Annotated in this window: 14 protein-coding genes; 5 read left to right on the top strand and 9 right to left on the bottom strand. The window is 34.8% G+C overall.

Annotated elements, in window-relative coordinates; all coding sequences use genetic code 11:
- Positions 1 to 223: 223 nt before the first annotated feature.
- From CGC49_RS04740 to CGC49_RS04700, 9 genes are all read right to left on the bottom strand, one after another.
- Positions 224 to 1198, bottom strand: a complete 975-nt coding sequence (locus tag CGC49_RS04740) for a transposase (RefSeq protein WP_095911972.1) — start codon at positions 1196 to 1198, stop codon at positions 224 to 226.
- 445 nt (positions 1199 to 1643) lie between these two features.
- Positions 1644 to 4919 carry a DUF2723 domain-containing protein gene (locus CGC49_RS04735; protein WP_095912688.1) on the bottom strand — a complete coding sequence of 1092 codons (3276 nt, stop codon included), beginning with the start codon at positions 4917 to 4919 and terminating at the stop codon, positions 1644 to 1646.
- A gap of 154 nt (positions 4920 to 5073) precedes the next feature.
- Positions 5074 to 6516 (bottom strand): RagB/SusD family nutrient uptake outer membrane protein, encoded by a 1443-nt coding sequence (locus CGC49_RS04730; RefSeq protein WP_042343864.1) that lies wholly within the window; start codon positions 6514 to 6516, stop codon positions 5074 to 5076.
- A gap of 24 nt (positions 6517 to 6540) precedes the next feature.
- Entirely contained in the window at positions 6541 to 9750 is a 3210-nt protein-coding gene (locus CGC49_RS04725) for a SusC/RagA family TonB-linked outer membrane protein (protein ID WP_095911971.1), read from the bottom strand.
- 683 nt (positions 9751 to 10433) lie between these two features.
- Entirely contained in the window at positions 10434 to 10793 is a 360-nt protein-coding gene (locus CGC49_RS04720) for a diacylglycerol kinase (RefSeq protein WP_369800750.1), read from the bottom strand.
- 30 nt (positions 10794 to 10823) lie between these two features.
- Positions 10824 to 11531: a polyprenol monophosphomannose synthase gene (locus CGC49_RS04715; RefSeq protein ID WP_095893568.1), complete on the bottom strand. Its 708-nt coding sequence runs from the start codon at positions 11529 to 11531 to the stop codon at positions 10824 to 10826.
- 156 nt (positions 11532 to 11687) lie between these two features.
- Positions 11688 to 12950: a pyridoxal phosphate-dependent aminotransferase family protein gene (locus tag CGC49_RS04710; protein WP_095911970.1), complete on the bottom strand. Its 1263-nt coding sequence runs from the start codon at positions 12948 to 12950 to the stop codon at positions 11688 to 11690.
- Between the two features lie 81 nt (positions 12951 to 13031).
- A complete protein-coding gene (locus tag CGC49_RS04705) occupies positions 13032 to 13277 on the bottom strand; it encodes a recombinase RecA (protein ID WP_095911969.1) in 246 nt (81 codons plus the stop codon).
- A 108-nt stretch (positions 13278 to 13385) separates the two neighbouring features.
- Entirely contained in the window at positions 13386 to 14387 is a 1002-nt protein-coding gene (locus tag CGC49_RS04700) for a PLP-dependent cysteine synthase family protein (protein ID WP_042007680.1), read from the bottom strand.
- 383 nt (positions 14388 to 14770) lie between these two features.
- On the opposite strand from CGC49_RS04700, the gene CGC49_RS04695 reads away from it, so the two are divergent.
- The 5 genes from CGC49_RS04695 (at position 14771) to CGC49_RS04675 (ending at position 22895) form a co-directional block, all read left to right on the top strand.
- Entirely contained in the window at positions 14771 to 15100 is a 330-nt protein-coding gene (locus CGC49_RS04695; RefSeq protein WP_042007682.1) for a PadR family transcriptional regulator, read from the top strand.
- A 3-nt stretch (positions 15101 to 15103) separates the two neighbouring features.
- Entirely contained in the window at positions 15104 to 16966 is a 1863-nt protein-coding gene (locus CGC49_RS04690) for a PspC domain-containing protein (protein ID WP_095911968.1), read from the top strand.
- Between the two features lie 404 nt (positions 16967 to 17370).
- Positions 17371 to 20607: a SusC/RagA family TonB-linked outer membrane protein gene (locus CGC49_RS04685; RefSeq protein WP_095911967.1), complete on the top strand. Its 3237-nt coding sequence runs from the start codon at positions 17371 to 17373 to the stop codon at positions 20605 to 20607.
- Positions 20608 to 20630: 23 nt separating this feature from the next.
- Positions 20631 to 22196, top strand: a complete 1566-nt coding sequence (locus CGC49_RS04680) for a RagB/SusD family nutrient uptake outer membrane protein (protein ID WP_095911966.1) — start codon at positions 20631 to 20633, stop codon at positions 22194 to 22196.
- A gap of 351 nt (positions 22197 to 22547) precedes the next feature.
- Positions 22548 to 22895, top strand: coding sequence for a hypothetical protein (locus CGC49_RS04675; protein ID WP_095893561.1), 348 nt, complete (start codon positions 22548 to 22550; stop codon positions 22893 to 22895).
- Positions 22896 to 23076: the final 181 nt, after the last annotated feature.

The following is a 23076-nucleotide window of genomic DNA, read 5'->3' as shown; positions in this document are numbered from 1 at the left end:
AAAAACTTTCTCCCTTCAAAAAAGGCAATGTGGTAAAAAATGGTACTTTTATAATTGATAAAAAATGCTTATATTTCGCACATTGATTGGAAGAGGAAACAAGCTCTGCTGAGGAGCAACTTGTCAGCAATACAATCAATGTTCAAAACGATAATTTTAGGGGTGAGTTTTTCTCACCCTTTTTTATTAAAACTATCGGATGAACCCTATGGCTAAAAAAACCTTATCCCCCTTGATTTTTAAAATATAAATACCATTTTATAAAGTTCTTTTTAGCCTCAAAACGAAGTCCTCTATGCAAGGTTAATTTCTCTTTCAAATGCGTAAAATAGGCTTCTAAACGATTGGTAGTATAAGGGATTTCACTATCTTTCAGATATGCAAACATATTGGGTAAGGCATTGATAATATGATAAGTAGCTAAGTGTAGATTTTTATGTTTAAACCACTGAAATCCAGATTCTTCATTCATTGATTTTTCTTCTATAAAATATTGATTTTTAACATACCACTGGTAAAATCTATTTACCCAATCGTTAGCCTGTTCATTGGTTTTTAGATGCGTAATTTCTTTGGATAAACACAAAAGCTGTTGGCTAATAAAATGTTTTGGGCTACCACTTAAATAGTTCTTAATCTGTCGTTTAATATGCACTAAACATCTTTGGATAATCACCTCTGGAACCCCCTTTTTTACCGCTCCTAAAATAGATTTATGCCCATCGCAGGTTACACTGTAAACTGCCACATTCAGCTTCTTTAAGTTTTCCAAATCTTGCTTTATATCACGAAGTTTTTCCTTGTTGGTTTGGCGGTAAAGTTGCACATATCGAATGTCATAATCGTAGTAGAGTATCAGGCATAATCCATTGGAAAAGTAGGTGCCATCAATCAAGAGATGAACCTTTGTCTTGCTTTTGATGCTGAGGGTAGGAACTTGTGAAAGGTAATGTTTAAAGAGGTTTTGAAGGGTAGATTGGCTCATTGAGCTATCCCTCGAAAGGGTTTTATAGACTTGCCTTTCCATTATCCATTTTCTGAACCAAATGAATTGATTTTTTCTTTTTACACCAATGTTTTTAATCGTAAAATTTGCCTGACAATCTCCACATTGAAAGCGTTGTTTTCCATTTCTTTTTCCTTTTTTGATGATGTGATTAGAATCACAAACTGGACATTTTTTATTCGTTTTGGACATAAAATAAGAGTTATAATGAAACCACTTTCATTATAACTCTTATAAGTCTATAAAAGACAATGCTTTACAAGGTTTTTAAGCACCATTTTTTGTTATATTGTCTCAAAAAAATGTTATTTCTTTGTCAAATAACCACATAAGACAATGAAGTATAAACATTTAACTTTGGAGCAAAGGTACGCGAAATAAAAGTATATCTTAAATGCAATAAATCACAAAAATTGGTATAAAGGACAAAAATTAGTCTGTTTTTTAGTCTTAATTCACCACATTGCCGATATTAAAAAACTGATTTTCAGGTTCTTTTACCGAGTTTCGGGATTGCTTGTGGTAAATATAGGGTATTAACTGATGTACAATATGTTATTAGTTTCACTTAACGTGTCGATTCAGGAAACCACAAATAAAAAGGCAGTCCGATACCCTTTAGAAAGACTTAGGTAGCTTATCGTTCCCCTTCAGTTTCTTTTTGTTCAGTTACTTGCTGTTCTTCAGGAATTTCCATTTGAATATGATCATATTCTTCCAACTCTTCTTCGCTGAGAAGCGGAGCTATCAGTTGACGAAGTAAGGCTTGTTGCTCTTTGTAGAAGGTAGGGTCAACTTCCTCCATCTCAACTAGAAGAATCATATACAAACGAATTGTTCTGTCGACATTTGCATAATTTTCATACAATTCATTGGCGGACAGATTTAAATAGTAAGTCAATTCTTCTTGATATTTTTTCACTACTTTTTCTGCTAATGTACGCCCTTTTTCTGCTTCACCTACTTTGTAATAACTTGTTATATAAGGATTTAAATAAAAATAATTGTCATAATATTCCATAGGTAGGTTTTTCATAACTAAATCCAGTACATTTTTTGCTTTTTCGATTTTATCTTGTTCAATTAGTTTTTCAATCAAACGTGCTAAATGTCCACGGAAAACATTACTATTTCGGCGAGTTTCAATATCATGATATATTTCTGAACTTCCCATATTACCCCATTTCCATTTCATGACAATGTCATACATCAATTCAGTGTCAATACGACCGATATCGTACGGATTTTCTTTATCGATTGCTGTTTTTATTGGCACTAGTTTGTACACAAACCCATCTAATTGCAAATAATCCTTCAACCATATATATTCCTGATCTTCAGAACTTCCACCTGTGAAATAAATTGGACGTTTCCAATCGTTATTTGCTAAAATATCCAATTTTACCAAGCGAGCTTTATCCAAATATGGAGGTAAAGTGAGATCAATATAATCTACAATTAAATCCGCATCTTCAGGTTTTACTAAACCGCTTTTCAGAACATTTTCTTTGTTAACAGGAATACGAATTTTATTTGTTGGGTAATATTTTATTGTTCTTCCATTGGTAAGTTCTTGCTTGGTTTTAGGGTCTTCACTCGTTATCCAATTCATAAAATCCTTAATGTTCCAAATATTTTCAGTTCGTGGAATGTGGTGTACAACCTCGTTTATTCCGTGAGCATACTGACTGTGAACTAATTGAGATGGAATAGCATCACTTTCGTAAGCCTTGCGTTTCATCTGGTCGATGTACCAATCCATTTGTAAAAGACTAGTGTTGATGGTACGAACATCGGTGCGATAACCTTCTATTTCTTGTGCATACCACAACAAGAAAGTGTCATTATCTCCAATGGTAAAAATCATTGCTCCTACATCTTCTTGGATTGAATCTAAATAAGCATGAGCCATTGCTTGTGCTGAGTATTTTCCAGAGCGATCATGGTCGTCCCAATTTTGGTACGCCATCAATGTTGGTACCGATAAGAAGGTTAGAACTATTACCAAAGGTGCTGATAATTTAGGGTTTACATGTCTTCTAATCATATCAAATAAAGCATACACACCTACTCCAATCCATATTGCGAAAGCGAAAAAGGAACCTACTAACGCATAGTCACGCTCTCGTGGTTCGAAAGGTTTTTCGTTAAGATACACCTTCAGTGCTAATCCAGTAAACATAAATAACACGAATATTACCCATGTTTTTCGCTCACTACGGGTATACATAAACCATAGTCCCACAAGTCCCAGAATTAATGGTAGGAAAAAATAGGTGTTTCGTGCTTTGTTATTCAGCACATCGGAAGGCAAGTTATCCTGTGAGCCTAAACGTATTTCATCGATGAATTTAATACCACTGAGCCAACGTCCATGGTTATCTTGCTTACCTTGGATATCATCCTGACGTCCAACAAAATTCCACATAAAGTAACGCCAGTACATATATCCCATTTGATAGCTCAACATATAGTACATATTATCAGTAAAGCTAGGTTTTTCGATATCTAAATATTCTCGAAAACGAGTCAAAAAACGGTCATATTCTGCTGTACTGATTCTACCTCTCTCCACATCTTTTTTGAATTTATCCACTGCTTGATATAATTCTTTATGCGAAAAATATTCAGGTTTTATGTTGAATTTTAAATAGTTAGTGATTTGCATGTAGTTGTCGGCATGTGATGGATGCCACATACGAGGCAGAAGCCCAACGTGTTTAGAGTTAGGGGATTGCACCGTGTTTTTATAGTCGTTTACAATCACATACTCATTTTTCACGTAATCTCTTTCATATTTTGGTTGTCCGTCTTCATATGGATTTTCTTCGTCCAAATCAGCGTATTTGTCAGAATACATAGGCCCATAAAATAGGTGGGTTTTAGGATATTGTTCCAATCTGTAGTAAGCTAATAACAAACGAGCATCGGTAGGGCTATTTTCATTAATTACCACATCCGCATTGGCACGAATCGGGATCATTAACCACGATGAAAATCCAATCAACACAAACAAAATACATAACGTAATGGTTTGCAAATACACCTTTTTGTGTTTATAAGTATAGCGTAGTACTAAGAAAAATGCTAAAGCTATCGACAATCCTGCGATGATTGTTCCGGAGTTAAAAGGCAGACCAAATGAGTTGACAAAAAATACTTCTAAATATCCAAAATAAGCCAAGGTGTAAGGAAGTATTAATTTGAAAATTAACAACAAAACAGCAATTGAAACCACATTGGCAATCACGAAGTTTTTGAACGTTTTTTTAAAGTTACTATTAAAGAAATACAACATCCCGATAGCAGGAATGGTAAGTAAAGCCATGAAATGTACTCCAAAAGACAAGCCAATCACAAATGAAATCAAAATCAGCCATTTATCACCACGTTCACTATGCAGGTTATCTGTCCATTTGATCCCTAACCAAAACATAGCTGCCATAAAAAGCATCGCCATAGCATACACTTCAGCCTCAACAGCATTGTACCAAAAACTGTCAGAAAAAGTATAGGCCAATGCTCCAACAAAACCACTTCCTAAAATTGCAATTCCCTGAGCTGTGGATATAGCCTCTCCGTTCTTAGTAACAATTTTCCTAGTGAGGTTAGTGATAATAAAATATAAAAACAATATAGTAAATGCACTGGAAAAAACAGACATATAGTTCACAAACAAAGCCACACTATCTGCATTAGGAGCGAAGAAAGCGAAGAAAGCCCCCATCATCTGGAAAAAGGGTGCTCCAGGTGGATGCCCTACCTGTAATTTCGCAGCAGTGGAAATATACTCCCCACAATCCCAAAAACTAACAGTTGGCTCAACAGTTAACCCATATACTATCAACGAGATAGAAAATGTAATCCATCCTGTAATTAGGTCGTATTTTTTAAAAATTTTATCTGTAAACATATTGATTTCTATATTTTTTGTATTACCTGTTTCAAGATTGCGAAGGTACAAATATTTTTTTTAAAAAATCTAGAAATAACAGATTTCTATCAAACAATCTTTATGTATAATAAAAAAACAAGGCTACTCTTCGGGGTAGCCTTGTTTTTTATGATTAAGGATTATTTGGAGCCATCGTAGGAGTAGATTCCATTTCCCTTTGTGGTAATTGAATTAACAGTTTCGCGTCATTAGCAGGAATATTAAATTTACCAAAACTTCCATGATTAGAATCTGTATAATTTCTTTCAACCCCTTTGTTTAAGCGTTTTAAATCAAAGAAAGCATAGCCCTCTCCCCACATTTCGATACGTTTTTGTAAAACAATTTCATCTATTAAATCAACACCTGTTTTAGTAGAACGTATGTACCCTGAATCCCTGTTTGAAGTAATTTCAAATAAAACATCTTTTGCTTTTTCTTCATCGCCACTTCTCGCAAGACCCTCTGCTTCAATGTAATACATCAAGGAAGAACGAAGATAAATATAATCTCCTTCAGTTCTGTTCGGGGTTAAATCTCTAAATTTGAGACTTGTATATGCGGGATATTCAACTCCATCAAATTCACCTCCTTTTTCAGAAACAAAAACTGTCTTTCTGTAATCTGTATTAGGGATAGATTCATACAATCGTTTGTCAATTGCAATATTACCTCCTTCGGAGTATCCACTGTTTGTGTTATCAAAATGAGAGAAGAAGTTAGCAACAAAAGTTGTTAATTCAGAATTCAAATCAGCTCCCCACATCGTCTCTTTTTGATTGATGTCGTAGAAACCATTTTTCCATTCAGCTTCCGAAAGTAGTTGATACCCTTGCCTTGCCTTATTAGCCATGTCAGCCGCATCAGCATATCTTCCCATCTCAAGGTATGTTTCAGCTAAAAAAGCCTGAGCAACACTTTGATTAACAAGTTCTTTTGATGTTCTTTGAAAGCCACTTAATTCAGTAACAGCTTCCTCTAAATCTGCAACTATTTGAGCATAAACCTCTTGATTTGTATTTCTCACTTTGGAGACTTCTCCCGTATTGATCGGTATGCAATGAACTGATTCATTTCCTAAATATGTAGGAGCATAAAAACGAGCTAACATTAGATGAAAATACCCTCTTAGAGCAAGAGCCTGTGCACGATTATATTTCACTTCCGTAGAAGCTGTTGCTACATCTACACTATTAATGATAGAATTCACATTTTTAATTTGAATGTAATATGTAAACCAAGGAAGATGAGAACGAGAGTGAGTGGTTACACGCCCTGTGTAATTGTAATAAAACCCGTTCCAGGAAAGAGAGTTCATAACAACATCATTTCCTAGTAGGTCAGATATGGACAACATTGATTTATGTCCATAGTCTTCGTGTCCTCCATAACCTGCTATCCCATAAGAACGTAATCCCGCATAGACTCCTTTCAACAAACCTGCTCCTGCAACTGCAGAACTTCCAACTTGCTCATCTGAGATGTAGGATTCTGGTTCTTTATCCATAAAGTCCTTAGAACAAGAACTTAAAGCTAATAATGCAACGCTTATATATGTAAATGCTATTTTTCTCATATACTTATTTTTTTATAAAATTTATTAAAATTTAGCTGTAAGTCCGAAAGAAATGGTTCTGTACAAACTATATATATTGGTAGTATTCCCAGTTCCTAAAGATACCATTCGTGGGTCTAGACCTTGTCTTTTTGACCAAACCCATAAGTTACTTCCTGTTGCAGTCAAAGTAACACTTTCTAAACCAATAGACTGTATCTCTTTTATAGCCAATTTATAAGATAAACTTATATCTTCCCAACTCAAATAATCTGCTTTTGTTAAAAATAAATCTGAAACACCAAATTGTTGACTATCAGCTGTTGTCATCCTTGGGAATTGGGCATTTCTATTATTAAAATTCCACGTTTTGTAAGCATCTTTATGAAAGTTATGTCCGCTATTTCCAAATCCTTCATTCTGTACAAATAGTCCATTATACACAGAATCATAGATATATCCCCCTATTTGGTAGGCAAATCCTGTGGAGAAAGACCAATTTTTGTAACTAAAACTAAGACCAAAACCTCCATAAAGATCGGGGTGAGCCGTTTTGTCAGAAAGATATTGAGTTGCTTGTGAGTGAACTTTCACAGTTGTCTTCTCGCCTGTCGCAATTCCGTTAGTATCAACATCTCCTTTATTCCACAAGCCTGTACCATCAGCTTCATCTACTCCTACAAATTCTCTAACGTAGTAAGTGTAAGCACTTTTTCCTTCCACATAGCGATAATAACCATCTGTAAATGGAGCAGGTAGTCTTGTTATTTTATTTTTATAATGGGTTGCATTTGCCCAAAGATTCAAATTGCTATTTTGTGTTTTTATCACATCTATGTCTAATGACACCTCAAAACCTCGATTCTCCATATCTCCTATGTTTCTGGAAATAGTAGGATTTCCTGATGATGGTTGCTGAGGTTCGTTGTACAACATATCAGAAACTTTTCTTACAAAATACTCAGCTTCAAGATTAACTCTATTAAATAGCTTAGTTTCAAAACCTACATTAAAGTTTTTAGACACTTCCCAACGTAAATCTTTGTTACCTAAATACGCCTCACGCACAGAAGCATTTCCTTCTGCATCAGGAGTTATGTCATATTGAGTTAAATAAGGTTTATAGTTTCTTCGGAACGAAAAATGCGTTCTATGATCAAAGGATACATAGTCCGGATAAAGAATATTATCATTTCCTTGCTCTCCGTAACTTGCTTTAAGTTTCAAGTTGTTTAGTGTGTTGCTATGTGGAAAAAAACTTTCTTTAGTCACGTTCCAAGCTACTCCAAAGCCATAGAAATCTCCCCATCTGTTATCAGGATGAAATACACTTGAAGCGTCTCTTCTGTAACTTGCATTTACGAAATACTTATCTGCATAGCCATAATTCAATTTTGATAAATATCCTTCCGTTTGGTAAGTATCATTATATCCATTCAAAGAACCAAATTTAGTAGCATTTGAGATAAATACCTTGTCGGAAACTACTACATTCGTTTTATTTCCTGCTAACATTTTTGATTGAAAATCAGAACTTTCGTGTCCTACCATAAGGTCTATGCTATGTGCTCCAAATTCTTTCTTCCAAGATAGCAACTGTTGATTTGTCAAAGTTGATTGAAAACGAACTCCATTCGTGATCGAACCTCCATAAGGTGCCGAATCACCACCTACTTCCCAACCATAACGCAATCTATTATCAGCAAATAAATCATATGCTATGTTGTATGTGAAATTAAAATCTTTTAAAAAGTCAATTGATGCAAAAGCCCTTGCCCCTAATGAATGTCTTTCATTGGTTTGAGTGTTTTTCAAAGTAGTTGCATATGGGTTCATATTCTCAATATAAACTCTTTTGGTTGCACTTCCATCAAAATTTTGAGTTTGTCCTTTACCAAAATCATAAATAATATTTCCTTTGGCATCATATCTCATATTACCATATCTATCTCTTGCATATATAGGGAATATTGGTGCTGCATTCCTTGTCCAAGAAAATAAATTAGAAAAAGTTGTTGAATTTTTACCCTCTTGTGGACTTTTTTGGAATGTATAAGCATAATTCAAATTTGTCCCAACTTTAATATTGTCCGTCAGCTTGTAATCTACATTCGTTCTTACAGCCACTCTATCAAAACCAGAATTCAATACATATCCATCTTCATTTAAATAGCCCAAAGAAAGGTAGGTATTTGTTTTTTCACCTCCTCTGGTTAAGTTTACAAAATGTTCCGTTTTGAACCCCGTTCCGAACAATGCTTTATACCAATCATCTTGATAAAGGATTTGTGCATTGGGATTTACCAAGCCTGTTGCTGGGTCAATAACCTGATTATTAGGAACATTAAATATGTTATATCCTATACTTGGCACCAAAGAAGTTGCCGCATTTTGTGCTGCTTGTACTTCTGTCAAACTATTATTCTTAACCCAAGATCCTAATTTTCTTCGTTGGAATTCTAATTGATAATATTCTCTCGGATCTGTAATTACATCATAATCAGGTACAGCACGAGTGTTTACACCTACTTTTGTTTCATAGGTAACTCTTACTTTGTTTCCACTACCTTTTTTAGTTGTTACCACAATCACCCCATTAGCACCTCTACTTCCGTACAAAGCGTTAGCTGAAGCGTCCTTTAAAAACGTAATAGATTCAATATCCTGTGCTGATATCGAAGCTATATCACCGTGAAAAGGAATCCCATCAACCACGTAAAGTGGACTATTAGACGCTGATATAGAACCAATTCCTCTAAAACGAACTTCAGAACCTGCTCCTGGTTGCCCAGATGTATTTTTAATTTGAACACCTGCTGCTTTACCCGCCAAAGACTGCATCACATTTGCGGATTGAACCTTAGAAAGTTGTTCAGCCTTAATGGTTTGAACAGAACCTGCAATGGAAGATTTGTTTTGTGTACCATAAGCCGTAACCACTACCTCTTCCAATTGCTCTACTTCTTCTTCCATCACAACATCGATTTTAGTTGTTGATGCTTGAACTGATTTATCCACCGATCTTAATCCCAACCCAATGAAATGAAGAATATCTCCTACTTTCGCTTTGATTGAATAATTCCCATCAAAATCAGTTGCGACTCCTTTAGTGGTACCTTTCACTGTAACAGTTACTCCTAACAAAGGGTGACCTGACTCATCCTTTACTGTACCGGTAATTGTTTTTTCTTGTGCAAATGTGAATTGCAAAGCGAAGAAAAACAACGACATCGTCCAAATTAATTTTTGCTTCATATCTATATTTCTTTTACGTTAGTGATGCAAAGGTTTATTTTTTTTATGTAAAAAACAAATTTGACAATAAAAATTCATAAAAAAAGAGCTAAATAGTGAATTAAATCTGTGAAAAAGGTATTTTATTGATGAATGTTTATTTTTTTATTTAATAAAATGATAAATATCAATTTTTGTTCATCTTATATTGTGATATATCTAATTATTTTAAAAAGTAATTAAAAATATCATCTCATTTTTTTTGTTTAATTAATATTTTGATATTCAGTTTGTTAAGTTTGTATGTGTTAAGTGTAATTACAAAATGAATATGGAATAAAATATAAAAATTAACTATTTTTAATAACTTAAACAGCTGTGAGAGAAGTTAAAAGTGTATAAAAAATATAGTTTCGATAAAAGAAATGGCATCCTACCTAGTTTATATAGCATAAGAAGAATATGATTTCCAAAGCGTAGATAGGTTTAAAGTTCCTAATCCTATGAAAGACAGGATAAATCTCACAGAAAATTGCTGTTCTACAAAGTAATTTGTAAGTTCAAAAATCTTTGTATTACCGAAATAAACTTTTAAGACAAACCTTTATTTTTCAGATTTTTGCCGAATTTTAAGAATTGTTTGTAGTAAATGCACTGAGGGTTTTGCTGATATAGAATACTTTATAGAGTATTCTAATGTTTTTTTAGAAGAAATAAGGAAAGTAAATAATTGCTAAAACGATAGTTACTGAACCAACCATAAAACCCACTGCTCCCGCTGCGATGTCCTTAATATCACCTATTTTTTTATGGTAATCAGGATGAATGAAGTTACAAATTTCCTCAATAGCTGTATTTAGACTCTCAACCGTTAGCACCAAACCGCAACCGATGATTTGTACAATCCATTCGGAAGGTGTAATGCCTACATAAAACCCTAAAAAAGTAAGAAACAGCGTAATAGTAACATGCACAATTATGGGAGATTCCTTACGGATTAATCGCCACATGCCTACAAAAACATAGTATAAACTCCTGATTCTATTTCGAATAAACGCTATTATCACTTCAATAATTTTAGTCTCTCTGCAAAGTTAGAAAATATTTCGTAATTTCATAGCTATAACACCCCAAATAGCTTCCTTGATAATATTTCCATTCATTTTAGATTTTCCTCTCACACGATCAGTAAAAATAATCGGAACTTCAGAAATTTTAAATTTTTTAATGTAAGTTTTATATTTCATTTCAATTTGAAATGCATAGCCTACAAATTCGATTCCATCCAAGTCAATAGATTCTATTACCTTTCGGGAATAGCAAACAAACCCTGCAGTTGGGTCATGAATTTTCATTCCAGTGATAATTTTCACATATAAGGATGCCCCGTAAGATAACAAAATCCTCGAAAGAGGCCAATTCACCACATTGACTCCCTTCACATAGCGTGAGCCTATAGCAACATCACTCCCATTTTGGGTACATTCTGTATATAATCGCAATAAATCGGCGGGATTATGTGAAAAATCAGCATCCATTTCAAAAATATAGTCATAATTACGCCTCAAAGCCCATTTGAATCCATGAATATAGGCTGTTCCTAAGCCTTTTTTCTCTGTTCTAACCTCCAAAAAAAGTCTTTCTGAGAATATTTGTTGAAGTTCACGAACCTTTTGACTTGTTCCGTCAGGAGAATTATCATCTACAATCAGAATATGAAATTTTTCCGATTGGTCAAAAACTGCCTTAATGATAGCTTCAATATTTTCAATTTCGTTATATGTAGGAATGATTACAAGCATTTAAAAATGTTGGGACGAACTAAATTCGTCCCATATAGAAATTCGTATTAAACAGTTCGCTGTATAAATAAATACTCTCGTGAATTTTTGTGAATATTGACAACTCAAAATCCGAGAAATGAATTATATGTAGTAAAAGTTTACTATCGGAAGAAATTACATATGTCCCATTTGTTCGGCTAGTTCTGCATTTTGTTTACGATATTGACCGCTTTGCAATTTTTCACGAATAGCCGAAAAAGCTTCTAGTGTTTCTTGAATATCCTTCATGGTATGTGATGCGGTTGGAATCATACGTAACAAAATCATTCCTTTCGGAATCACTGGATATACCACAATGGAAAGGAAAATACGGTAGTTTTCACGCAAATCATTGACCATTGCCATTGCCTCTGGGATACTGCCCTCTAGGAATACGGGTGTGACACAAGTATTCGTATCTCCAATATTGAATCCTCTAGCTTTCAAACCATTTTGTAATGCATTCACATTTTCCCAAAGTTTTTGCTTTAACTCAGGCATGGTTCGTAGCATCTCTAAGCGTTTTAATGACCCCTTCACGAAAATCATCGGCAAGGCTTTGGCAAACATCTGTGAACGTAGGTTGTACTTCAAATAATCGATAATCTGTTGATCCCCAGATACAAATGCTCCAATTCCAGCCATTGACTTAGCAAAAGTTGAGAAATATAAATCAATTTTATCTTGAACGCCTTGTTCCTCACCAGCTCCAGCTCCCGTTTTTCCAAGTGTTCCAAATCCGTGAGCATCATCTACTAAAATACGGAAACCATATTTTTCTTTGTGAGCCAAAATCTCTTTCAAAATTCCTTGTTGCCCGCGCATTCCAAATACACCTTCGGTGATAACTAAAATACCCCCTCCTGTAGTGTCCGCAATTTTCTTTGCTCGTTCAATGTTTTTCAAGAAACTCTGTTCATCGTTGTGTTTGTAGGTAAATCGCTTTCCAAAATGCAATCGCACTCCATCTATAATACATCCATGAGAATCAACATCGTACACGATTACGTCATTTTTAGTTACAAGAGCATCAATAATAGAAACCATACCTTGATACCCAAAATTGAGTAAATAAGCAGCTTCTTTCTGTGTGAATTCTGCTAATTGACGCTCTAACTCCTCGTGCATCGAAGTATGTCCACTCATCATTCTCGCTCCCATTGGATACGCAGCTCCATATTCGGCCGCTGCCTCAGCATCTACCTTACGAATTTCAGGATGATTCGCCAAACCTAAATAATCATTAATACTCCAATTCAGGATTTCTTTACCCTGAAATTTCATTCTTGGACCCAGTTCACCCTCTAATTTTGGGAATACGTAGTACCCCTCGGCGTGAGAAGCCCAACGCCCAATATTTCCTTTATTGTCTTTAATTCTCTCAAATAAATCCTTCATCGTATAGTTATATTTTAATGTAATTTTGTTGTATCTTCCTGGCAGAAAATGTTTATTTTACACTCTTAAAAATTTTTGTTCCTACAGGGGTTTCATCTTTTCTTCTGCCCAATAGATTGCCTCTTCAGCGGCTTTACGTGCTTGAGGACTGTTTTTATAGCAACTACTTTTGGTAATTTGTGAACCTGCTAACAGAATAAAATCGACCGATGCTTCTGCAAGTTTGTCTACTGAATCAAATCCCATTTGCTCCAAACGGTTTACAAAAGTATCTCCTATTCCTTTGATTGCGGTAAGTTCTTTTCGTTCTTGTGCTGTGAAAGACATATGTCTAAATTATTTTTGTTTTATGGAATCACAAAATCCGCAATCCTTGTTTTTATGGTAAAATATGTACTCGAAAAGTACTAATAGCAATGCTGTAATTCATTCACTTCACAGAAATCCTTGTTGTTTCATCCATTCGTTATTGTAAATCTTGCTCATATAACGAGATCCATGATCTGGAAATAGTACCACTACCACACTATTTTCATCAAATTTACCCATTTCGGCATATTGTTTCACCGCCTGCATAGCCGCTCCACAAGTGTATCCCATGAAAAGACCTTCACTTCGAGCCATCTCACGAGCCATCAAAGCACTTTCTTTGTCAGTTACTTTGACAAATTCATCAATAACATCAAAATCCGTTGCGGTTGGAATGAGGTTTTTACCCAAACCTTCAATTTTGTATGGATATATTTCAGCGGGGTCAAATTCACGTGTTTCATGATATTTTTTGATGGCAGAACCATAAGCATCTACTCCCAATATCTTTACATTCGGATTTTGTTCTTTCAGGTAGCGTCCAATACCTGATATTGTACCTCCTGTACCACTACAAACTACCACGTGGGTCACCCTACCTTGTGTTTGTTCCCAGATTTCCCGTCCTGTGGAATGGTAATGTGCTTGTATGTTTAACTCATTGAAATACTGATTTATATAAACAGAATTAGGTGTATTCTCATGGATTTGTTTAGCCACTTGATAGTAGGAACGTGGATCATCAGGAGCTACATTGGACGGACATAGATGTACCTCTGCACCCAAAGCCTCAAGCATTTCAACCTTATCCATAGATGATTTATCACTGATAGCGATAATACAACGATATCCTTTTATTGCACCTATCATCGAAAGACTAAACCCTGTATTTCCTGAACTGGTCTCCACGATAGTGCTACCAGCTTTGAGCAATCCATTTTTTTCGGCTTGGTCGATGATATAGGCAGCAATACGATCCTTAGATGATTGCCCAGCATTAAAAGCTTCAATTTTAGCAAAAAATTGTCCTTTGAGGTCTTTGGTTATTTTATGAAGTCTTACAAGAGGAGTATCGCCTATCAAATCAAGTAGGCTATCGTAAACACGCAATGATTTATCTGCTTGCATCTTTAGTATATTAAAAATTAATGCAAAGATACAAAATCAATTACGAATTAGCAACCTCGTTTTGCGAAATTCGTTGCAAAAATGTGCTTTATTCTCAAAAAAAATAATCATCATACGGAGGCGAAAAGCTACATTCTAAAATAAGGTATTTCACTCTTTGGTTTAGCACATAGGTCAGCCTCTCCATTAAAAGTAAATATTTTAGTACTATGTATTGCATAGTATTATTTTTTGTTATATATTTGCCACAACAAAGTACTAAAAAATGAAAACATGTAATGATAAAGCAGAAAAAAGCATAAATAGTATTATTTACAAGGAGTAAAACACAAGCAAAAACCTTTAATCTTCGAATTTTTAATTTTTAAATCTTTAAATTTCTTATGGAAGTAAACACAGAAAAAACAAAAACTCAAATGCGTAAAGGCATTTTGGAGATGTGTATTCTTTCCATCATCAGCAAGCAGAATGAAGCGTATGTTTCAGACATTATTGAAAACCTTAAAGCAGCTGATATGATTGTAGTTGAAGGTACGTTATATCCACTTTTAACGCGACTGAAAAACGAAAAACTATTGGACTACAATTGGAAAGAATCGACTTCGGGACCTCCCCGAAAGTATTACGAACTGACCGATAATGGGAAAATCTTTCTCCAAGAAATCGTCAAAACGTGGCACGAATTACAAACAATGGTAAACAAAATTATTTAAGTTATGGACAAAACACACAATATTAGTTTAGGCGGATTTGCTTTTTTGATAGAAGATAGAGCCTATCAACAGCTTTTAAAATATTTGAATGACGTACGCAAATCTTTAGGTAACACATCTGATACTGAAGAAATTATATACGACGTGGAACAACGTATGGCGGAATTACTAAAAACTCAAATGAAAGGCAGAGAGGTAATTGTCAGTCAAGATGTCGTCTATTTGATAGATGTTTTGGGAACACCCGAGCAATACATTGATGAGGAAGCATCACACGACTATTGTTTTGAAGAAATGGATAGAGATACTAAAAATCAATACAATACATCCGATCTGAAAGGAGCAATGAATAAGATACCTAACTTTTTCAGACATAAGAAACTTTTCCGTGATTTAGAAAACAAACGTTTGGCTGGTGTTTTCTCCGGATTGTCGCATTATTTAGACATGGAAGCTGTTTGGCTGAGGATTCTCTTTTTAAGTGTATATTTGTTAATGCTGGTAATTCCAAAACTGTACTACTTATATCCATTTTACGCAATGATTTGGACTTCGGTTTATCTCTTGTTTGCTTCGATTATTCCGATTGCTAAAACCACAGCCGATAAATTGGCAATGCGAGGCAAAGAAGTGAACATTGACACGCTTTCATCCGCAAAAGAAAGCTATGATTCGGACAAAATTCGTATGCGATTAAACAAACAGAAAGGCAAATTTTTAGGAGTTTTTGCAGGGATGAGTGAATATTACAACTGGGACGTAACGTGGTTGCGAATTGGTTATGCTTTGTTAGTTTTATTAAGTCTACCATTTGAAGAAGCCTTATTTTCTTTATTTTGTGTTATTTTGTATGTAATGTTATGGTTATCAATGAATAACCCTAAAAATAATTTTTTAAAAGCAGACGCAGAAACCTCCGAAAATTCAGAAAGAGCTGAGTTTAAATTTGTGCCAAAAAGCAACAATTTTAGTTTTTGGGGAATCGTCAGAGGTCTTTTTAAAGGGATTTTCTATTTCATTACAGCGATTATTTTGAGTATTTTGCTAGTGCTATTTGTTGGTTTATCTTTAGCATTTTTCGGAATAAACATATTCTTTTTAGGAACGATGGGAGGGACAATGCTGGTATATGACTACCTACCGTTTTTGATTGAAACAAAATGGGAATTAGTATTGCTTTATGTGTCAATATCTATGTTGTCATTTGTAGCATTATTCGTCCCTATAAAACTGTTAATCAATCTATTCTCCTCTAAAAAAGCCACATTTCCAAAGAAATGGATTGTTACAAACGTAATCCTGTTTTTTGTAGGAATTATTGGAATGAGCATTGTTGCAGGTAGCACAATCCGTAGTTTTAAAGCCTATACATTTGACACTCAAAAATATAGTTTACAAAATTCGGACAACACCTTAGTTGTGCAAAATGCTCGTAGCCAGTTTATGCTGTTAGATGATGTTTTTTCCTCAAACTATGTAGATCATGACGGGAGTATGTTTATGTATCACAACGAGAATATTGAAATTTACGTAACTGATAAACAGCCCTATTTGGAGGTTATGAGAACTACCAGAGGAGGAAACATTCCAAAAGCTAAACTCAATATTGATAAGACTTTATACCCGTTGGAAATCAAAAACGACACTATTTTGTTACCTAATCATTATAAAATTGAAAAAGGAGGACTTTTCAGAGGACAGGAAATACGCATAAAGTTATATCTTCCTGAAAAGAAGAAAATTACATTTGATAGATATTCTAAAACAGTTGTGTGGTTCAACAAAAAGTTTACAAGGGTAATGGGCAATAAAGAATATATTGTAACCAAAGAAGGATTACAAGAGGAGCCTACACTTCTTAATTAAAAACTTAAGGAAATAGTACTTTTTAACATATTCCGATTCGCGTAATCGTGTCTTAAATATAGTTAAAATTGTTTTTTAACAATATTTACTCGATATTATTACAAAATAAACGAACTTAAAAATAAAATATTGATAATCAGTGTTTTATTTTTATAAAAACAACACATTGGATTATTTTACAGCAAAATATATTTTTAATCAAAATCAGCAGAAATAATTTTATTTTACGTATAATATTAATTAAATGACAAACAATTAAATAAAAATCTGAATATTTTTCACTATTATTTCATTTTTATCTATTTTTTTAGATAAGTTCACTTGCAAGGTTTCAACAGATTAAAAAATTTGTATTTACTAAAAAAAAAATAAATCTTTGCGGACTAATTTAAAAAGGATAAAAAATGAGAGGAAAATTAATTTCGACACTGTCATTGTTTTTCTTCGCGTTGCAATTTGTGTTTGCACAAGAAAAAACAATCACGGGTATGGTAAAGGATGAGTCTGGTCAACCTTTATTGGGTGTTACAGTTACGATCAAAGGAACCACACGTGGCGTAGCGACCGACTTTGATGGAAACTATTCTATCAAAGCGAAGGCAGGAGAGGTGCTTCATTTTGTCGCTTTAGGAATGAAGCCTATTGATAGACCAGTTTCGGCATCTACTACCAAAATAGACGTAATCATGGAAGAAGAAGCTCACGAACTGGAAGAGGTGGTTGTTGTTGCTTATGGAACTGCTAAGAAACAGTCCCTAGTAGGTTCACAAGCTATGGTTTCGGCGAAACAATTAGAAACAAGACCAATCACTAACCTTACAACAGCCTTGTCAGGTATAGCACCTGGAGTTCAATCAACCCTTTCAAGTGGACAGCCTGGTTCCTCAAGTTCTATTCGTATTAGAGGATTTGGTTCCATAAATGCGGGTAGCGACCCTATTTATGTACTTGACGGCTCTATTTATAATGGACGAATTTCAGATATCGTGATGCAAGATGTTGAAAGCATTTCTGTGTTGAAAGACGCTGCCTCTACTTCCTTGTATGGTTCAAGTGCAGGAAATGGAGTTGTGTTGATTACTACCAAAAGTGGTTCAAGAGGAAAAAAAGGAAAACCTTCGTTTACATACTCAAATAACATAGGCTTTTCAACAAGAGGACAAGAAGATTACGAGAAAGTGGGGGCTATGGATCATTTACCACTTCGTTTTCAACAATGGTTCAACCATTATAAGTACAACAGGAAACTTACCGATGAACAAGCAGCTGCTTGGGCAAATTATGATATGATTCAACAATATACACCAGAATACATTCCCTATGCTGGAATTAATTCGTATTATCAATTTGCAGGAGGTAAATGGAATTATCATGAAACAAAACCATCAGGAAGATTCGTTTATCCTGCAGTTATGATGATGGATGGAACGTTAAATCCAAGTATTACAGGACTTTTATGGGCTGAAGATTTAGATTGGGAAAAAGCTCTGTTTAGAACAGGAGTCAGAAATGAACACAGCATTAATGTTAGTCACAATACGGAAAATCTTAAATCTTACTTTTCTTTGAATTATTTGAAAGAAGATGGATATCAGGTTGCATCCGATTACGAACGTTTCGCAGGAAGAGCAAATCTTAGCTATGATGTTAACAAATGGTTAACCGTAGGAACCAACATTGGGTATAGTACCATGGTAAACCATTCCCCAACACTCACAGGGAATCAGACCGCCAATACGTTTCGTTACATAAGAAATATTGCTCCAATTTATCCAATTCATAAGCATAACCCCGATGGGAATTATGTATATGATGACAAAGGGAATAAAGTGTACGACTACAGCCAATCACGTCTCTTTGCTGGTAATTATAATCCCATCTATTTGACTGAAGTAGATCTTTTAACAACGGATAATAACTCGGCTAACACAAGAAGTTTTGCAGAACTACGTTTCTTACCAGAGTTGAAGTTGAAATTAAGCTATGCACATGATGTATTACGCTATACAACGAAACGCCGTTATAATAACATTTTTGGAGACCAACCCGAGGGATTATTACGAATCAGTCATTACAAAAATGCAACAACAACTTTCAATCAAGTATTCGATTACAACAAAACTTTTGGAAAGCACAACATAAATGCTCTCTTAGGACATGAAAGTTATAAATATCAAGTAATTGAAAGTGAAACCAGTAAAAAAGGAATGGCTTTCTTGGGAATTGACGAAATGGGCAATTTTATAGAACTCTCAAGTGCTAGCTCCAGTACGGACGAATACACCAAAGAGGGGTATTTCGGAAGATTTAACTACGGTTTTGATAGTAAATATGATTTTTCATTCTCTTTCCGTCGTGATGGCTCTTCCCGTTTCCATAAAAACCACCGTTGGGGTAACTTTTGGTCAGTGGGAGCAGGCTGGCATCTTAAAAAAGAAGCGTTTTTGGCAAATGTTTCTTGGATTGATCAGCTAAAATTAAGAGCTTCTTACGGAACTACAGGGAACGATGCAACTTCTGGCTTCTACCCATATCAAACAGCGTATTCATTTAGTAATAATAACACAAATGCAGGATTGAGAATAGCAACCTATGGGTATCCTAATTTACTGTGGGAAAAACAAGTAAGTACTGATATTGCATTGGAATTTGATATACTAAAACGCTTGAAAGGTACCGTTGAATTATTCAACAAAGAGTCCGATGATCTTATCTTTGCCTTTCCTTTACCAACTTCAACTGGTATCGGAAGCATCAATAAAAACATTGGAAAAGTTCAAAATAGAGGGATTGAAATTGAGTTAACAGTAGATTTGGTAGAAAAACCTGATTTCAAATGGAGCTTTACCGCTAATGGAACCATTTTGAAAAACAAGGTATTACGTTTACCTGATCATAGCAGAAAATTAGGGCAGGCTAATGGAAACTATCGTTACATGGAGGGATACAGCGTTTACGACTACTACCTCCCTCAATGGGCAGGAGTAAATCCTGATACGGGACATGCTATGTATGTGATTGACGCAGAACAATATCCAAGCTATGCAGATGTAAACCACGCTCAATTTAAAGGAGTTGATAAAGACAAATACTCCGCTTATACGTATGATTATAACGTTGCAAAACACGATTTTTCAGGTTCGGCGATTCCTGATTTACAAGGAGGTTTTGGAACAAATGTGAATTGGAAAGGTTTTGAATTCGGGGTTCAGTTTACTTATATGTTAGGAGGTAAAGCGTACGATGCTCCGTACCAAGGACTTATGAGTAGAGATAAGAATGCGGGAACAGCGGCTCACGTTGATTTGTGGAACGCGTGGAAAAAGCCAGGTGATATAACCGATGTTCCTCGTTTAGATGATTCAACAGCGGGAGAACATGCTTCAAAGAGCTCTAATAGATTCTTGATTTCAAGAACCTCATTGATGTTAAGAAATTTGTCCGTTGGATATTCGTTGCCGAAAGAAGTTTTGACTCCTTACGGGATCACCAACTTACGGATAGGAATTTCAGCTGAAAACCTATTCTTATGGTCAAAGCGAAAAGGGATGAATCCAATGAATAGTTTCTCAGGAACTGCAAGTAACATAGGATATGACTATGCAAAAGTGGTATCTTGTGGTCTGTCCGTTTCATTTTAATAATAACTTTAAAACATTGAAAAATGAATAGATTTTACAAAACAATATTAATTTTCTCATTGATTTTAGCCGTAGGATGTTCAAAAGATTTTTTAGAAACAAAACCTTCTAATCGAATGGGACAAACTGATGCTGAAACTACTGTTGAGGGATTGGAGGCTATCGCCAATGGTATCCATAACATGATGTATATGTACAATCATGGAGGACAAGTAGGAGGATTAGGACAACAAGGGATTGCTGCTCAATTAGATATGCTTGGAGATGATATGATTAACACAAAACCAGCGTATCATATGCCAGTATATCGTTACCAAGACCATCACAAGGTTCATGCTGATGGATTCATTAACTATAAAACCTGGGATTACTACTATACAATAATTCAGCATGCAAATAAGGTTTTTTTAGGAGTAGAACAGGTTGATATGCTTCCAGAGCAGAGACAATTTATTTTGGGACAGGCTCATGCTTTAAGAGCATTCGCCTACCATAATTTGGTACAGTTATTTGCAAAACGATATGAGGCAGGAGGAACTAACAGTCAATTAGGGGTAATTATTCGTACACCAGATAAATTAGAAGACAACCTACCACGTTCAACCGTAGCAGAAGTATATGCCTTTATTGATGCAGATATGGAAAAAGCATTGGAATTTTTAAAAAATGCTCCAGACAAAAAGTTCAAGAATGTTATTCGTTATTCTACGGCTTGTGGTATAGCAGCACGTATTGCATTGACAAAATCAGAATGGGCTAAGGCTGAAAAATATGCTAAGTTAGCTATTGATAAGTCAGGAGCTACACTTCAGGTAGGAAATGCACTGATTGATGGGTTTAATAATTATAGTGCTACTGAATGGATGTGGGGATATACTCAAAATGCAGAACAACAAGGGTATTTTTTTCATTTTAATTCCTCTTATTCATATAATTTTAGAGGGCATAATAAATCATTACGCTATGCAGTTAATAGAGATATCTATGATCAAATGGGCGAAAAGGACGTAAGACGCAAATGGTGGGTATGCCTTGATAGAGGAGATAAAATTCCAGCAGATGCAGATGCAGAATATTTTTCAGGAGGGGAGAAAGATCCTAAATGGGAAGTAACTGGTCAATCCATTAAATATAAGGCTTTATCTAACTCTGATAGTAGAGGAGATGCTGTTTTGATGCGTTTGGCAGAAATGTACTACATCTTAGCTGAGGCACAAGCTCGACAAGGTAAAGATTCAGATGCACAGGCTACGCTTAACGAAATTATGAAAACCCGCGATGTAGATTACAATACGGTTGCTACAGGTGATGCATTGAAAGAGGAGATTATGAGAAACAAACGTATTGATCTTTGGATGGAAGGACAACGATTTTTTGACATGAAACGCTTAGGAGTAATTCCAAATCGTCTAAAGTCAAAAAATATTCAGGTTTACTTGACTGGACCGGAGAAGCAGACTGCAATTGACCGTAATTCTGGCATAAACGCAGTAAATTTACCAAAAACAATGGACAGTAAATTTTGGCAGTTTGCTATTCCTTACGGTGAAATTATAGGTAATCCTCTTTGCAAACAAAACGAGCTATAAGTAATACTCCTTATTAGAAGTAAGTGCGTACAGTAAAAAAGGAAGTTGCCCTTTTCGGGCAACTTCTTTTTTATTTTAAAACGCTGCATATTTCTAGGATATCAAAAACATCTAAACCATACTAATTTTGAAAACTCTGATTTTCATCAAAAACAAACCTAAAAGACTTTTATTCAACATAAATTAATAACGGAAAGAAAATGTTAAAATAAAACTGTTAAAATACATTTTTATTACGCTTAATTTTAAAATAAAAATTAAAAAACAAAACTTTGGCACGATTGTTGTATTTTATTTATCGTATAACATAAAACTATAACAAAATGAAAAAAACTAATTACATTTTTAGGTATGATTTGCCTATCGGCAGTATTGTTTTCTTGCAGTAAGAGTGATGACCCTGCTGATAATGACATCTTTGTTGGTACATACAAAGGTAGTATCGGTTATAAGAGTAGCGATGGAGAACAGAACTTTGACAAAGGCTCTGTAACAGTAGCCAAAGTAGGAGATGACTACTATTTCAGATTTTCTGACGGGATTGAAGACCTTTCGGGCGTAAAGATGCAAAAAGGAAACAACAATCTAATAAACATTGATTTAGAGGAGGGATTAAAAGTCATTCGCATTACGGCTTCAACTCTGATAATCAAATACTCGAAAGACGGAAAAACTTGGACAGCAAACGCAAGTAGATAGTATTTAATCCCCCTAAAAAGGTCATAAAATCTTTTTTAGGGGGATTTATTTATATTGCCATAAGCAAATGGACTCATTACAAAGGTGATATAAAGATGATTTCTATTTGGGGTTGAGCTGTAGTTACTAGTAATATATTGATAGCATCGCCCAGAACGCAACTTTTACAAGGGCGTAATAG

It is taken from the genome of Capnocytophaga sp. H4358 (assembly GCF_002302515.1).
In the GTDB taxonomy this organism is placed as follows: Bacteria; Bacteroidota; Bacteroidia; order Flavobacteriales; family Flavobacteriaceae; genus Capnocytophaga; species Capnocytophaga canis.
The sequence above is the reverse complement of the archived record's forward strand: the minus strand, read 5'-3'. Positions and strand labels throughout refer to the sequence as shown.

Bases quoted from the DNA above. Each gene is read 5' to 3' on its own strand.
- CGC49_RS04740 (WP_095911972.1), bottom strand. From the start codon at position 1,198: ATGTCCAAAACGAATAAAAAATGTCCAGTTTGTGATTCTAATCACATC.
- CGC49_RS04735 (WP_095912688.1), bottom strand. From the start codon at position 4,919: ATGTTTACAGATAAAATTTTTAAAAAATACGACCTAATTACAGGATGG.
- CGC49_RS04730 (WP_042343864.1), bottom strand. From the start codon at position 6,516: ATGAGAAAAATAGCATTTACATATATAAGCGTTGCATTATTAGCTTTA.
- CGC49_RS04725 (WP_095911971.1), bottom strand. From the start codon at position 9,750: ATGAAGCAAAAATTAATTTGGACGATGTCGTTGTTTTTCTTCGCTTTG.
- CGC49_RS04715 (WP_095893568.1), bottom strand. From the start codon at position 11,531: ATGCTTGTAATCATTCCTACATATAACGAAATTGAAAATATTGAAGCT.
- CGC49_RS04710 (WP_095911970.1), bottom strand. From the start codon at position 12,950: ATGAAGGATTTATTTGAGAGAATTAAAGACAATAAAGGAAATATTGGG.
- CGC49_RS04705 (WP_095911969.1), bottom strand. From the start codon at position 13,277: ATGTCTTTCACAGCACAAGAACGAAAAGAACTTACCGCAATCAAAGGA.
- CGC49_RS04700 (WP_042007680.1), bottom strand. From the start codon at position 14,387: ATGCAAGCAGATAAATCATTGCGTGTTTACGATAGCCTACTTGATTTG.
- CGC49_RS04695 (WP_042007682.1), top strand. From the start codon at position 14,771: ATGGAAGTAAACACAGAAAAAACAAAAACTCAAATGCGTAAAGGCATT.
- CGC49_RS04690 (WP_095911968.1), top strand. From the start codon at position 15,104: ATGGACAAAACACACAATATTAGTTTAGGCGGATTTGCTTTTTTGATA.
- CGC49_RS04685 (WP_095911967.1), top strand. From the start codon at position 17,371: ATGAGAGGAAAATTAATTTCGACACTGTCATTGTTTTTCTTCGCGTTG.
- CGC49_RS04680 (WP_095911966.1), top strand. From the start codon at position 20,631: ATGAATAGATTTTACAAAACAATATTAATTTTCTCATTGATTTTAGCC.
- CGC49_RS04675 (WP_095893561.1), top strand. From the start codon at position 22,548: ATGATTTGCCTATCGGCAGTATTGTTTTCTTGCAGTAAGAGTGATGAC.